This is a genomic window from Pseudomonas alkylphenolica (assembly GCF_016009175.1).
GTDB classification, from domain to species: domain Bacteria; phylum Pseudomonadota; class Gammaproteobacteria; order Pseudomonadales; family Pseudomonadaceae; genus Aquipseudomonas; species Aquipseudomonas alkylphenolica_B.
Map to the genome: position 1 here is coordinate 71,911 of NZ_JADUCM010000010.1, position 13,758 is coordinate 85,668.

At 61.4% G+C, this 13,758-nt stretch carries 16 protein-coding genes; 10 read left to right on the forward strand and 6 right to left on the reverse strand.

All coding sequences use genetic code 11. From position 1 onward, the window contains the following. Positions 1 to 4: 4 nt before the first annotated feature. On the reverse strand, positions 5 to 637 hold the full coding sequence (locus I5S59_RS11590; RefSeq protein ID WP_197876718.1) for a hypothetical protein: 633 nt from the start codon (positions 635 to 637) through the stop codon (positions 5 to 7). A 187-nt stretch (positions 638 to 824) separates the two neighbouring features. Between I5S59_RS11590 and I5S59_RS11595 the strand changes: the two genes are divergently transcribed. The 4 genes from I5S59_RS11595 to I5S59_RS11610 all read left to right on the forward strand — a co-directional run bounded on the left by I5S59_RS11595 (position 825) and on the right by I5S59_RS11610 (position 2,909). Beyond that, positions 825 to 1,724 (forward strand): EamA family transporter, encoded by a 900-nt coding sequence (locus tag I5S59_RS11595; protein ID WP_197876719.1) that lies wholly within the window; start codon positions 825 to 827, stop codon positions 1,722 to 1,724. A gap of 69 nt (positions 1,725 to 1,793) precedes the next feature. Beyond that, positions 1,794 to 2,114, forward strand: coding sequence for a YbjQ family protein (locus I5S59_RS11600; protein WP_197876720.1), 321 nt, complete (start codon positions 1,794 to 1,796; stop codon positions 2,112 to 2,114). Between the two features lie 162 nt (positions 2,115 to 2,276). Beyond that, positions 2,277 to 2,465, forward strand: coding sequence for a hypothetical protein (locus I5S59_RS11605; RefSeq protein WP_197876721.1), 189 nt, complete (start codon positions 2,277 to 2,279; stop codon positions 2,463 to 2,465). A 141-nt stretch (positions 2,466 to 2,606) separates the two neighbouring features. Further along, the gene (locus tag I5S59_RS11610; protein WP_197876722.1) at positions 2,607 to 2,909 is read left to right on the forward strand and encodes a hypothetical protein; all 303 of its coding nucleotides are present in this window, start codon (positions 2,607 to 2,609) and stop codon (positions 2,907 to 2,909) included. Here I5S59_RS11610 and I5S59_RS11615 read toward each other — a convergent pair. Next, complete coding sequence (locus I5S59_RS11615) at positions 2,900 to 3,322, reverse strand: group II truncated hemoglobin (RefSeq protein WP_197876723.1); 423 nt, start codon at positions 3,320 to 3,322, stop codon at positions 2,900 to 2,902. The genes I5S59_RS11610 and I5S59_RS11615 overlap by 10 nt on opposite strands. A 114-nt stretch (positions 3,323 to 3,436) precedes the next feature. Further along, positions 3,437 to 3,769: a hypothetical protein gene (locus I5S59_RS11620; protein WP_197876724.1), complete on the reverse strand. Its 333-nt coding sequence runs from the start codon at positions 3,767 to 3,769 to the stop codon at positions 3,437 to 3,439. 361 nt (positions 3,770 to 4,130) lie between these two features. Here I5S59_RS11620 and I5S59_RS11625 point away from each other — a divergent pair, with 361 nt between their 5' ends. Further along, positions 4,131 to 5,621, forward strand: a complete 1,491-nt coding sequence (locus I5S59_RS11625) for a DASS family sodium-coupled anion symporter (RefSeq protein WP_197876725.1) — start codon at positions 4,131 to 4,133, stop codon at positions 5,619 to 5,621. Between the two features lie 69 nt (positions 5,622 to 5,690). Here the strand turns inward: I5S59_RS11625 and I5S59_RS11630 are convergent, their stop codons facing one another. The 3 genes from I5S59_RS11630 to I5S59_RS11640 all read right to left on the reverse strand — a co-directional run bounded on the left by I5S59_RS11630 (position 5,691) and on the right by I5S59_RS11640 (position 7,907). Beyond that, positions 5,691 to 6,239 carry a cupin domain-containing protein gene (locus I5S59_RS11630; protein ID WP_128325156.1) on the reverse strand — a complete coding sequence of 183 codons (549 nt, stop codon included), beginning with the start codon at positions 6,237 to 6,239 and terminating at the stop codon, positions 5,691 to 5,693. Positions 6,240 to 6,309: 70 nt separating this feature from the next. After that, the gene (locus I5S59_RS11635; RefSeq protein WP_197876726.1) at positions 6,310 to 6,864 is read right to left on the reverse strand and encodes a cytochrome b; all 555 of its coding nucleotides are present in this window, start codon (positions 6,862 to 6,864) and stop codon (positions 6,310 to 6,312) included. After that, on the reverse strand, positions 6,861 to 7,907 hold the full coding sequence (locus tag I5S59_RS11640; protein WP_197876727.1) for a catalase family peroxidase: 1,047 nt from the start codon (positions 7,905 to 7,907) through the stop codon (positions 6,861 to 6,863). The genes I5S59_RS11635 and I5S59_RS11640 overlap by 4 nt, the downstream gene beginning before the upstream one ends. A 131-nt stretch (positions 7,908 to 8,038) precedes the next feature. On the opposite strand from I5S59_RS11640, the gene I5S59_RS11645 reads away from it, so the two are divergent. From I5S59_RS11645 to I5S59_RS11665, 5 genes are all read left to right on the forward strand, one after another. Further along, entirely contained in the window at positions 8,039 to 8,548 is a 510-nt protein-coding gene (locus I5S59_RS11645) for a sigma-70 family RNA polymerase sigma factor (protein WP_197876728.1), read from the forward strand. After that, positions 8,545 to 9,297 carry an anti-sigma factor family protein gene (locus I5S59_RS11650; protein ID WP_197876729.1) on the forward strand — a complete coding sequence of 251 codons (753 nt, stop codon included), beginning with the start codon at positions 8,545 to 8,547 and terminating at the stop codon, positions 9,295 to 9,297. Before I5S59_RS11645 ends, I5S59_RS11650 begins: the two co-directional genes overlap by 4 nt. Positions 9,298 to 9,434: 137 nt before the next feature. Further along, the gene (locus I5S59_RS11655; RefSeq protein ID WP_197876730.1) at positions 9,435 to 10,178 is read left to right on the forward strand and encodes a FecR family protein; all 744 of its coding nucleotides are present in this window, start codon (positions 9,435 to 9,437) and stop codon (positions 10,176 to 10,178) included. 407 nt (positions 10,179 to 10,585) lie between these two features. Further along, the gene (locus I5S59_RS11660) at positions 10,586 to 12,187 is read left to right on the forward strand and encodes a phosphopantetheine-binding protein (RefSeq protein ID WP_197876731.1); all 1,602 of its coding nucleotides are present in this window, start codon (positions 10,586 to 10,588) and stop codon (positions 12,185 to 12,187) included. Beyond that, positions 12,174 to 13,751, forward strand: a complete 1,578-nt coding sequence (locus I5S59_RS11665) for a class I adenylate-forming enzyme family protein (protein ID WP_197876732.1) — start codon at positions 12,174 to 12,176, stop codon at positions 13,749 to 13,751. The genes I5S59_RS11660 and I5S59_RS11665 overlap by 14 nt, the downstream gene beginning before the upstream one ends. The last annotated feature ends 7 nt before the right edge of the window (positions 13,752 to 13,758 follow it).

The window sequence follows — 13,758 nt, forward strand, 5'->3', positions numbered from 1 at the left end:
CCGTTCAGAACTTGTCTGGAAACTGCTTGACCAAGGCCGCAGTCAGCGCGTCGGCCAGGCCAAGAATATGCTCGCGCATCTGTTTCCAGGTGGCGGCTTCTGCCTTGTAGTCCTTTTTCCCAAGTTCGTCGATCTGGGCAATGTGGTGCCCCCCGTGAGCGGCCAGCAATGTCGTCAGCGTCGCCTCTGGCAAGTATGGGTTGGCCGTGGCGAGGAACTTGGCCAGGGCCTTGGCATTGCTGGTCAGGTCGTTGACGGCAGCCTGTTTGCCCGAGGCCGACTGGCTGACACTGGCATCACTGTAGTGCTTGACCGCACCCCAGTGCCCGGCCAGCAGCTTGAGCAACTGATCGGCAGCCGGCTGGCCATAGAGCGGAGCAATGCTGTTGGCAATGGCAGTGGCGTTGCTGACCACCTCCTGGCTGGCGACTTCGGCTTGCTGATGATTGCCAGCCTGGTTGGCGATGGCGTAGTTGCGAATCCAGAAAATATGCTCCACCCACAGGTCCCGCAGGGCCAGGCGGGTGCTCAGCGCTGCAGATTCGGCGGGCGGCGGCGGGGTTTGCGCTGCGGGGCTCAGGGAAGGGAGCACACACAAAGCTGCAAGCAGCAGCATGACTGACAGTCCGGTTTTCATGGCAGTACCCTCGGCGGGTGAAGTGGCCTACAGAGTCAATTACAGCATAAAAATATGCCGTAATTGATTCTGGCGCCGAACGGTCATGGCGGCGTGATGATTGATACACACGTCGCTGGCAAGGATGCGATCCCCCCCTCTGTGCCATTATGCTGTTGCGAAATATTACAAGGGTGGGTAGGGGACAATGCCATTAAAGGACTTGCTGTTGGCACTCGTGGTAATCGTCGCGTGGGGGCTCAATTTCGTTGTCATCAAGGTCGGCCTCGATGGCCTGCCGCCCATGCTCCTGGGTGCTCTGCGATTTGCCCTGGTGGCCCTGCCGGCGGTGTTCCTGATCAAGCGCCCGCAGTTGCCATGGCGCTGGTTGATTGCCTATGGGGCGACCATTTCCCTGGGCCAGTTCGCCTTTCTCTTCGAGGCCATGCACAACGGCATGCCACCGGGGCTGGCGTCGTTGGTGCTGCAGTCCCAGGCGTTTTTTACCCTGTTTTTCGCCGCGCTGTTTCTCGGTGAGCGGCTGCGCGCCGCGAGTGTCTCGGGGTTAATGGTGGCGGCGGCGGGGCTGGCGCTGATCGGCAGCGAAAACAGTGCCAGCGTGCCGTTCTTCGCCTTGGTCCTGACCCTGTGCGCGGCGTCGATGTGGGCCATGGGCAACATCATCACGCGGCGCTTTGGCTCGGTTGACCTGGTGGCGCTGGTGATCTGGGGAGCGCTGATTCCGCCGCTACCTTTTCTTGCGCTGTCCTGGTGGCTGGAAGGCCCGGCACTGATTGAAAGCTCGCTGCGCGGCATTGGCTGGAATTCGATCCTGGCGTTGGCTTACCTGGCGTTCATCGCCACCTTGCTCGGCTACAGCTTGTGGGGTTCGTTGCTGTCACGCTACCCGGCGGGGAAAGTTGCACCGTTCTCGCTGCTGGTGCCGGTGGTGGGCTTGAGCTCTGCAGCGTTGCTCCTTGATGAGCGCCTGACGGCGCTGCAGGGCTGGGGAGCGTTGCTGGTGATGGCCGGGCTGTTGATCAACGTGTTCGGTTCGCGCCTTGTCCGGTTTGTACGCCCGCAGGCCGTGGATGAGGGCAACGCCTGATTTGCTACCATGGCCGCTTTTGTCCGCCGGCCTTTACGGCGACGAACGTTATCAGCGCGGGAGAGCACGATGATCATCACCACCACCGGCACCATCGAAGGTCGCCAGATTGCGGCTTATCTTGACGTGGTCAGCGCCGAATCGGTTCAGGGGATCAATGTGGTGCGCGACGTGTTTACCCGCTTTCGCGATGTATTCGGCGGTCGCTCGCAAACCCTGGAAAGCGCCTTGAAAGAAGCCCGCAGCCAGGCCACCGAAGAGATCAAGGCGCGGGCGCGCAGCCTGCAGGCCGACGCGATTGTCGGGCTGGACTACGAAATCAGCATGCCATCCGCTGCTGGCGGGATGGTCGTGGTGTTCGTCACAGGTACGGCCGTGAAGCTCAGGTAAGCCCGCAGGTGCGACAAAATAGCCCGGCCATTGGTCGGGCTTTTTTGTTTTCGTCTGAGCGGTCCGTAAATGACCGGCTAGTCTGAAAATCACTTGGTCGGTGCTTGTCTGGGCAATCCAGCTGGTTGCCGGTACCGACCTGACATCAGCAGGAGCCAGGACATGAGTGAAGGTTACGTTGAGGACAACGGCGACGAATTTCCCATCAACAGTCAGGTGCGGTGTGGTCAGGCGGCGTTCCGCCTGGGCTTTGCCCACATGACCCTGGACGACTCCGACCAGGCCAGGCCAAGCCATCTGCAGCGCGTCAAGAAGGGGCGATTCATGCCCAGGATTCCTGTGAAAAAGTGAACCCGTTCTCATCACCCCGCCGCAAAAGGCGGGGTTTTTTATGCATTGCTTGACCTTGCTCAACGCTTGCGACGCGGGCGCTCGCCTGAATCGCACTTGTATGCGTTACTTGTCCGGCTGTTATCAATTCAGGGGGTAATGATGCGCATCAGGGAAGAGATATACTGGCAATGGGCGGACGCGCAACTGCACAGCCGCAGCCACGACGAACAACTCAGTGACGGCACCAGCATCGATGTGCAGGTCAGGCTGTCACGTACAGGCGCCACGCAACTGTTCCTGGGGGTGTATTCAGGTGCAGGCAAGGCGATGGTGGAGGAGTATTACCAGAACCGTCCGGGTGAAACCATGACCCGGGCGATGGTCTGGGGCGTCGACCGCGCCAGGGCGCTGCTGACGGGTGACTTTCCCCTGACCGAGGCCCCGCTACGGCGTCAGGCCTGAGCGTGGCGGTTGCGGCTGGCCTGGACAATGCGCTGGGCCGGTACGCGCAACTGGCTCAACAGGTAGTCGGCAAATGCGGGTGAGTAGCCTTGCAGGGTAATGGCCTGCGCCATGCAGTTCAGCCAGATTTCGCTGTGGGATTCATCGATTGGCCAGCGCGCATGGAAGGCCGGAATGGCAATCGAACCGTAACGCTCGCTGAACAGCGACGGGCCGCCAAGCCAGCCACTTAGAAAACAGGCCAGCTTGTCCCGGGAAAGCTCAAGATTGGCCGGGTGCATCTGACGCACCGCGTGCGCTTCTTCGGACTGATCCATCAACCGGTAGAAATCATCGACCAGACGACGCAGGCCGTCGATGCCGCCGGCTGCCTGGTAGGAGGCATCGCCAGTGCCGAAAGCTGGACTGTTCATGGCTTGACCCTTGACTGAAAGCGCTAGTGTAAACGGGCAGGGCAGAAATGAAAAAACCCGATCCTGGCGGATCGGGTTTTGTTGTCACAAGGTACCGGCTTGCGTTTCAAGCACTCAGCAGAGGCGGTCGATTACCGCGACGCCGGGCTTGTTTTGCAGCGTTGCCCATTCGTGTTGCAGGGTTTGCAGTACACGCTCGACGTACTGGGTGTCGGCGGCGGCTTTCTTGCCGACATAGCCCTGGCCTCGACGGTACATCTTCAACCGGGCGCGCATGTTCGGGGTGTGCTGCTCGAACTGCGCTTCATCGGTGAGTGGCCCCAGGCTGTCCAGGCGAACTTCGCCCGCTTCGCAAACCCAGAGAATGTGGCTGTCGAGTGTGTCGCGGCGCGCGGCGAACAGCCGGGCCAGTTCGTCAACAGTCGGTTGATTGTTCAGATTCATCATAAAGCCCCCTTGACCATTCGTAGTTGAGTAAAACTCGGCGCACGTCATGTAGCGTTGAAATACAGCTGCTACAGCAGCGTCACAACTGGGGGCTTTTACCTGCTGCCTTTTGGGCAGTACCCATCCGCATACAGCTCCTGGATCCTTCGAGCTGCCTGGAACACCCTTGCCAGTGCCTCCGATCGGGGAGACAGCCTCATCATGCAAGGACCGATGAACGGCGTCAACAGGTTTTGTAGTGATTTTTTTTAGGCACTACATATTGTCTGACAATGCGTGCTTTGCTTGTGTTGATGCGTATCAGTTCTTACGCCCGGGAAGTGGTCGATCATCACTCCACATGCACCGCAGGGAGATGTTCATGAGTTCATCGGTAAACGCACCGGAAGCGCAAACCAACCGCGTGAAAATTCCATTGGGGCTATGGGTGGGTGTCGCCGTCATGATCGGCGTGTTGCTGTTGCCACTGCCGCCAGACCTGCCGGTGGCCGGCCACCGCGTGCTGGCGATCCTGGCGTTTGCGGTGGTGGTGTGGATCACCGAGGCGGTGTCCTACGAAGCGAGTGCGATCATGATCACCTCGCTGATGGCCTTTCTACTTGGTACCGCGCCGACAGTGGCCGACCCCTCGGTGACCTACGGTTCGTCTGCAGCTATCAGCCTGGCGCTGACCGGGTTCTCCAACAGTGCCCTGGCGCTGGTGGTGGGTGCCTTGTTCATCGCGGCGGCCATGACCCATACCGGGCTGGACCGACGTATCGCCCTGGTCACGCTGAACAGTATCGGTGTCAGCACCCGGCGGATCTTGCTCGGTGCCGTGGCGGTGACCATCCTGCTCAGCCTCGTGGTACCCAGTGCCACGGCCCGCAGTGCCTGTGTCGTGCCGATCATGATGGGGGTGATAGCCGCTTTCGGCGTCGACAAGCGCTCCAATATCGCCGCCGGGATCATGATCATCGTCGCGCAGGGCACCAGTATCTGGAACATCGGTATTCAGACCGCAGCTGCGCAAAACCTGCTGACCGTGGGTTTCATGGACAAAATGCTGGGCGCCCGGGTGTCGTGGATCGACTGGCTGATTGCCGGGGCGCCCTGGGCCGTGATCATGTCGGCGGTGCTGATTTTCATCGTGCTCAAGCTGCTACCACCTGAGAGCGACAGCATTCCCGGCGGCAAGGCTGCCGTGAGCGCGACCCTGACGGAACTCGGGCCCATGAGCGGGGCGCAGAAACGCCTGCTCGCTGTCTCGGTGCTGTTGCTGCTGGCGTGGGCCACCGAGGGCAAGCTGCATCGCTTCGACACCACTACCACCACCTATGCCGGGCTGGTGATCCTGTTGATGCCGCGCATCGGGGTGATGACCTGGAAAGACGTGCAGGCGAGGATTCCCTGGGGCACGGTGATTGTCTTCGGGGTCGGTATCAGCCTGGGTACAACCTTGCTGACCACACAGGCGGGGCAATGGCTGGGCGCGCAGGTGGTGGCCCACACCGGGCTGGATCAGTTGGGCACGCTGGGGGTGTTCTCGATCCTGGCGGCGTTCCTGATCCTGATCCACCTGGGCTTTGCCAGTGCCACGGCGCTGACCTCGGCGCTGCTGCCGATCCTGATCGCCGTGTTGCAAACCTTGCCGGGTGACTTCAGTCGACTGGGCATGACTATGGCTTTGGGCTTCGTGGTCAGCTATGGCTTTATTCTGCCGATCAATGCGCCGCAGAACATGGTGTGCCTGGGGACCGAAACCTTCAACGCCAAGCAGTTCGCGCGCGTAGGCATTCTGGTGACCGTGGTGGGTTACCTGCTGATGCTGGTGTTTGCGGCAACCTGGTGGCACTGGCTGGGCTGGATGTAGCGCCAACGCAAAAAACCGCGCCTGCTGAGGCAGGCGCGTTTGTCGTGAAGCGGGTGTCCGGGGTTGGCGCTAGAAGTTCGCCGGGGTGTTGGCGCTGATGATTTCTGCTTCATCCTGGCCAATGTTCTTGAAACTGTGGGGCAGGGTAGTGGGAAAGTAGTAGCCGTCACCCGAGTTGAGGATGCTGACCTGGCCGTCAACCCGCAGCTCGATGGTGCCGCGGGTGACCAAGCCGCACTCTTCACCTTCGGAGTGCACGATCGGCTCGTCGCCCGAGTCGGCACCGGGTGCATAGAGCTCGCGCAGCATACGCATCTGCCGACCTTCGACGCTGGCGCCGACCAGCAGCATGCGCAGACCGCTGTTACCCAGGTCTGGCTGTTCGGTCGAGCGGAACACGAAACGTTCTTCGCGGATCGGCTCGTCGAAGCTGAAGAACTCCGCCAGGGACATGGGAATGCCTTCAAGCAGCTTTTTCAGGGAACTGACCGAGGGGCTGACGCGATTCTGCTCGATCTGGGAAATCGTCGAGTTAGTCAGCCCACTACGGCGGGCCAGCTCCCGCTGGGAGAGTTTGTTGCGTTCACGCACCAGTTTGAGTCGTGTCCCCGTGTCCATAGCCGCCTTATAAGTCAAAAATTTTTGGCGAAGCATTAAAGCACATTCTGCAACGCTTTAGCGGTCCGCCTTACTCTTTGGCTTCCGATGGTTGGCGCCGGATCGGGCCAGGCCACATGCTGCGTAATACGCCATCACGGCGTATCAGCGCATGCACCAGCGCTGCACCCAAATGCACCAGCACGGTTGCGAACAGCAGATAGGCCAGCCAGCCATGGGCCCGGCGCAACACAGCATATAGCTGCAAATCATGCGGCAGCAGCGCGGGCAGTTGCAGCGGCAGGGGGTAACCACCGGCCGAGAGCATGCCCCAGCCAATCAGCGGCATGGCCAGCATCAAGGCATACAGCAGCAGGTGCGAGGCGCCAGCGGCCAGGCGTTGCAGGGGCGGCAGGTCGGCGGGCAAGGGTGGGTGAGGCAGCGTCAGGCGCAGGATGATGCGTACCAGCACCAGCAGCAGCAACGCCAGGCCGATCGCCTTGTGAGCACTGATCTGCAGGGTATGACGTGGCGACAGGTCGGCGATCATGCTCACCCCGACAAACAGCATGGCGATGATCAGTACCGCCATTAACCAGTGCAGCAGGCGCGCAAGGGGATGAAAGGCAACAGGTGCGGGCTTCATGGGCGTGCTCCCAATTGGGCCGCTTCGCGGCTGCGGCGGTTGAACGACTCCGAATAGGCGGCCGAGCGGGCGGCCAGGATCGGATCGGCGGAGGGCTCGATGCCGCTGGGCAGGATCAGCGGGTCGAAGTTGAGGTCGCGGCAAGCACCTTGTTCGGGAGCATCGACGTGGTTGATGACCAGGGTGCCGGCATCAACCGTGCGGCGCTCTGCAGGCCAGGGCTGGCTCGGGTCGTCGACGGGGTCGTCAGCGGCTGCCAGGGTGAGGCGCAAGTTCCAGCGCAGCGGGCCTTGGCTCAGGCGCTTCTGCAGGTCGTGCTGCAGGTATAGCGGGTCGTCTACCGGGGCCGGCAGGGCGACGAACGGCGTTTCCGGCATCAGGCTCCAGCGTACGTACTGGCGGTTGCCGGCTTTATTGACCAAGGCAAAGGCATTGATGCTGTTGTAGCTGGAGTTGGCAAAGCTGTCCGGCGCTTTGTAGTCCTTGGCCCATTGGCGAAAGGCGGCGCTTTCCGGGGGGGCGGCGAAGAATGCCTGAATGCGCGCGGGGGCGGGCTTGCCGGTGGCGGGGTCCGGGGTCATGGCCAGTACTTGCTGGTAAAAGGCTTCCGGGGTGCTGACGGCCAGCACAGGCGGGGTGTTCATGCCGGTGCGCCAGACGTCGCCGTCATCGCTGCTCAGTTGCAGCGCCAGGCTGCGCACCGGCACGCTGGTGTCGGCGCTGTGTGGGTTGGCTCCGCCGATGGCGAAGCGGCCGATCACCGGCACCTGTGCCTGGCTGAACACCCGCGCCCGGGACAGTGGCTCGGCCTGGCCGTTGCTAAGAAAGTAGCCGCTCACACACAGGCCTTTGGCGTGATTCTTACGGTAGCCGGGGAAGTGTCCGGCCTGGTTTTCGAAGGTGTCGATGATGCGTCTGGGGGTGAGGGCGGCGCTGCCGATCCAGCCTGCGGCGTAGGCGAAGCCCGCCGCCAGGGCGGCCAGGACCAGGCCGATTGCAGCCAGGCGCAGGGCCCGGGGGAGACCGTGTAACGGAGTGCTCATGGCGACGATCCAGGTCAGTGAATGAGCCGGTATGACGCTGCAGCCAAATTTTTATTCCAGCGCTCTGGAATAAATTTTTGTCTGCAGCGTCTGCCTCGTACACTGATCGCCTGAAGGCCAAGATCCTGGCAATGAACGACCTCGATGATGACCAATTACGCGCCCTGATCGAGCGCCTGCGCCGTTTTGCTTTGTCGCTCACGCGCGAGGCCAGCAGTGCCGATGACCTGGTCCAGGCCACGATCGAACGCGCCCTCAGCCGTCGTGCCCAGCAACGCGAGCAAGACAGCCTGCGGGCCTGGCTGTTTTCGATCCTGTACCGGCAGTTTATCGACGGCAAGCGCCGGGAGCGCCGTCATGCCCGCTGGCTGGCCTGGTTTGGCAGGGGCGAGGAGACGGGCGATGCCACCGAGGATATCGTCATGGCCCGGTCCGGGCTGGCCGCCTTCGACCGGCTGCCCGCTGAGCAGCGGGCGTTGTTGCTGTTGATCAGTGTCGAGGGGCTGAGTTACCAGGAAGCCGCTCAGGCGTTGGGGGTGCCAATAGGTACGGTGATGTCGCGTTTGTCACGGGCGCGTACCGCGTTGCGTGCGCTGGCCGAGGGCGCTGTTGCGTCCCCGGCGTTGCGGAGGTTGAAATGAGTGAGTTGATCCCGTCTGAAGATGAGCTGCATGCCTATGTCGACGAGCGCCTGGACCCGGAGCGCCGTCGCGCGGTCGCGCGGTACCTGGCAGCCAACCCGGACCAGGCCCTGCGCGTAGAGGGTTGGCAGCACGACGCCAGGCAGTTGCGTGCGGCGTTGTCTGGACTTGCCGGGCAAACGGCCAGCCCGCAGCTGGACCCGGCCCACATTCGCCGTGACCTGCGTCGACGTCGCCAGCGCCAGTGGGCGAACGCTGCCGTGCTGTTGATTACGTTGGGAGTCGGCGGCCTTGGCGGCTGGCAGGCGCGGGAGGCGAGCCTGCTGGCCAGCAATTTGCCAATGGCCGACGCGCTCCAGGCACATCGGCTGTTCGCCGACGCCACTGCGCTTGACCTCAGTGCCCGTGATCCGCAGCGCCTGCAAGCCTGGCTGGGGCAACATTTTCGACATGTCGGCAACCTGCCGGACCTCTCTGCCTATGGCTTCACGCCGCTGGGCGCGCGGTTGCTGAGTAATGAACAAGGGCCAGCCGCATTGCTGGTGTTCGAGGATGCCCAGGGGCAGCGGGTCAGCCTGTTTCTGCGCTCACCGGGCGAACACTTTGCGCGCATGCCCAGTGGCGAGCGCGTAGATGGGCAGTTGCAGGCACGTTATTGGTCGCGAGGTGACTACAACTACGCCTTGGTCAGCGCGGCATCCGATGGCCGCGGTGCGGACCTGCGCAAGGCGCTGGATATTGCCTTGTAGCCGCGCGTTAGCGCTGTTCGTTGATCTTGCGCACTTGGTTTGTACACGGTGATTAAATAGAATCACTCTCGTTTGATTCCATTGCCCGTACAGGTGCGTTGAGATGACCCGAGCCATTCCCCTTTTCGCCCTTGCCTGTGGCTAGCCCGGATCGCCCCCGAACCGGCCGCCGCGACCTGCTTCAGGGCGGTCTTGCCCTGGCTGCGCTGGTGCCGGCAGGCTGGCTGTTCAGCCCGTATTCGCCGCTGGCCGGGTGGCAAGCAGACCTTAACACGGCGGTGGGGGAGCGGCGCGGCATACGCCTGGTGGATGGCAGTGTGTTGCAGCTCAACACCGACACGGCCGCCGACCTGAACATGGCCCGTCACCGCCTGACGCTGATCCAGGGTGAAATCGCCCTGAGTGTCAGCCGTGCCCAGCCAATTGAAGCGGACTTTGGCCTGGGCCGCGTCACCATCGGCCAGGCTCAAGTGTGTTTGCGCCGCGAAGCTGATACCTGTCGCATATCGGTGCTGTATGGCTCGGTGCAGGTACGCCCCGAGCAAGGCATGGCACTGACGCTGCAGTACGGTGACCAATTGACCTTGTATCCCGATGGTAGCGGTTACATGGGCCGCTTCGATCCCCACAAACCGGACTGGCGTGACGGTGTACTCAGCGTAGATAACTTGCCGTTGGCGGACTTCTTGCGGGAAATTTCGCGTTATCGTCCCGGCATGTTGCGGTGGGCCCCGGCACTGGAGTCGCTGACGGTGACCGGTACATTCCAGTTGGCTGATACCGACCGGATTCTCGCCGAACTGGTTCACAACCTGCCGGTGGCGGTGCAATCACGCAGCCGTTACTGGGTCACCCTGGTACCGCGACAAGCTGCTGCGTGAAGCCTGCGCCAGGATGAAGTGATCTGCAGCACGCCGCAGTGCCAGAAAACAGTCCTTCTCACTGCACAGTGTGCCGGGTCAGATAACGCCCTGTATTAATTGGGAATGATCCCCACTGGCACGGCAAGTCTGCGCCGAAAACACGCTGTTTTTCCTCAAAATGGCTAAATTGCCTTGATTTCTGCCATGACGTTGTCGGTGGAATTACCTTGACATCACCTTGGCCACGCTAGCAAAATTCGCATAAACTTTGCGCACAAAGTAATAGGTTAAAACGCAAAGCTCGTGTCAGTGATGTGCAACCAACGTTGAAGCCAATCCGCTAGGGCGCGTGTACGAAAGCGCTTACACGCCGGGGCCGGGAGCACTGGCTGGGCGGGCCACTATAAGAATCAAGGGAGCAACAGATGAAGCTTTCTAAAGCGCTGGTCCTCCAGGCAAAGGCGACGTTCGGGACACCGACCTACCTCTACGATGAAGCCGTACTGCGCAGCAGTTTCAACGAATTGCGCAATGCGTTGCCGGACTGCGTAGACATCTTCTATGCGTTGAAGGTCAACCCCAATCTGTCCCTGGTGAAGTTGATCCGTTCCTACGGCGGCAACACCGAAGTGTGTTCGCTGGGCGAGCTGGAAATTGCCCTGAAGGCCGGGGTTCCGGCGCAGGACATCATCTTTCTGGGCCCTTATAAAAAGCCTGAAGAGCACCGCCGGGCGCTGGAAGTCGGCGTATTTGCCATTGTCGTCGAATCGGAAAGCGAGTTGCGCAAGTTGTCTGCCCTGGCTGGGGAGCTGGGCTGCGACGCACCGGTGGCAATTCGCATCAACCCGAATTTTTCGGCCGCAGGCTCGCCCTGGAAGATGGGCGGGCGGCCCACGCACTTCGGTATCCAGGAAGACACCGCCGTCGCCAATTTCGCCGAGTACGTGGCGCTGCCCAACATCAGGGTCAAGGGCATCCACGTTTATAACGGCACCAAGATCCTCGATGCCCAGTCGGTCTACGACAACGCGGCGTACATTCTCGACCTGTTCCGCACGTTGTCCCAGCGCTATCAACTGGACATGCGCATGGTCGATGTCGGTGGCGGCCTGGGCATCAAATATTACGAGAACGAAAAAGAGCTGGACACCGTGCAGCTAAAAGCGCTGCTTACGCCGCTGTTCAGCGCATTTCACCAGCAATTTCCACGCACCCGCATCATCCTCGAGTCGGGGCGATTCATTGCCGGCAAGTGCGGCTCGCTGCTGGTCACCGTCGACACGATCAAAGACAACCACGGCAAGACGTTCGCGGTCACCGATGGCGGTACCCATTGTCATGGCGCCGCAGCAGGCAGCGGCCAGGTTCTCAAGCGCAACTTCTGCATCCTCAAGGTGAGCGGCAACAGCGGCGCGCCGTTGCGCGAATACCATATCTCCGGCCCGCTCTGTACGCCGGATGACCTGTTGGGCCGCGACGTGCAGATCGAGACCCTGGAAGAAGGCGACCTGCTCGCGGTGACGGCATCCGGGGCTTATGGCCCTTCGGCATCACCGACGCTGTTTCACAGCCATGGCCACCCGGCCGAAGTGCTGGTCAGCCATGACCAGCTGTTTCTGGTGCGGGCGCGGCAGACGGCGCTGGAGATCCGCGACAGTCATGCCGACGTTTCCCTTGAGGCCATGCTCGGTGCCGGCACGGTTGCCGGAGCTGCAGCGGCTGCGCAGGTGGCCACCCAGCGCCAGTTGAGCGACATTTTGCGGGTGGTGCTGAATCTCTCCGCAGATACGGTGGTCGATGCCGACTCGCGCCTGCGCGACGACCTGGGGCTTGATTCACTGACCTCCATGGAGCTGCTGATCAGCCTGGAAGACGAACTGGAAGGTTTTTTTGTAAACCCGGACACCATTACCCCGGGTCACTTCAACACGGTTGCAAGCCTGGCGGGCTATATCGATGCACATCGCCAGCCTCAGGCTGTGCGTCAATCCACGGAGGCTGTCGAGGTGCACCATGAACGCGTCTGAAGTGCTGTTGCAGGATGTGCTGGAAACCCGCAACGGTTTGCACCCCGACAAGCCCGCGATCATCTACGCCGATGAAACCTACACCTATGCGCAACTCGATGACGCCAGTTCGCGACTGGCGGCAGGTTTGCAGGTAAACGGCCTGCTGCGTCAGGAACGGGTGGTGGTATGCCTGGGCAACCGGGTGGAAACGGTCTGCGCGTTCTGGGGCATCCTCAAGGCGGGCGGTGTGGTGGTCAACGTCGGGTTGGACACTCCGCCAGACACGCTCGACTATATCGTGCGCGATGCTGAAGCGTCGGTGCTGATCACCACCAGCGAGAAAATCGCCACGCTGTCGGTGAGTGCTGATGAAGTGGAGCACCTCAGGCTTATCGTGCTGCTAGATGGTGAAGCCGGCTCGGCTGCTGCGCAAACCTTCGAAAGCCTGCTCGGGCAGGGTGCCGGGGTGCCATTGCCGTGTGGCAATCTTGACCTGGACCTGGCAGCGATCATCTACACCTCAGGCTCCACCGGCTCGCCGAAGGGAGTGATGTTGACGCACCGCAACATGCTCGCAGCGCTGGGGTCACTGCATACCTACCTGCAATACAACGATGCCGACAACGTGCTGTGTTCGTTGCCGCTGTCGTTTGACTACGGTCTGTACCAGATGATCATGGCCATCAACGCCGGGGCCACGCTGGTGCTGGAGAAAGAGTTCACCTGGCCGCTGTTTCTGATTCGCAAGATCCGTCAGTACCAGATCACGGTGATTCCGTTTGTACCGACCATGCTGATGTTGCTGCATGAGTATGCACATAAGCGTGGCGCGGTGTTCACCGATGTGCGTATGGTCACCAATACCGGGGCAGCGCTCAAGCCCGCCCACATTGGCCAGATGAAGGCGTTGTTTCCCCAGGCGCAGATTTTTTCCATGTACGGCCTGACCGAGTGCAAACGCTGCACCTATTTGCCACCGGAAGACATCGACAGCAAACCCGGCAGTGTCGGCATTGCCATTCCCAATACCGAGTTGTGGCTGGTTGACGAGCAGGACCGCCGCATCGACCAGCCTCATCACGTGGGCCAGCTGGTGATCCGAGGCGCCACGGTCATGGCCGGCTACTGGCGCAACCCGACCGCCACCGCACTGGCGCTCAAGCCGGGGCGCTACCCGGGCGAAAGTGTGCTCTATACCGGTGATTACTGCAGCCTTGACGAAGATGGCTACCTGTACTTTCGCGGTCGCATGGACCACATGATCAAGTCCCGCGGGATGAAGGTCAGCCCTAGCGAAGTGGAGGGCTTTCTCTACAGCATTGAGGGGGTCGAGGCTGCTGCTGTGGTCGGAATCGAGCATGCGACGGTGGGCGAAGGGTTGTGTGCATTCATCTCTCTGGGGCAGGGCGCATCGCTGAGCGCCGAACAGCTGCTTGAGCGTTGCCGTCAGGGCCTGGAGGCACACAAGGTGCCGCTGTCGATCAGTATTGAAAACAGTTTGCCGCGCACCGCCAACGGCAAGGTCGACCTGCAACGCTTGCAGCAGTTGGCGCGTAACGCACAGGTGGCGCTGGTCGGATGAATGCCAA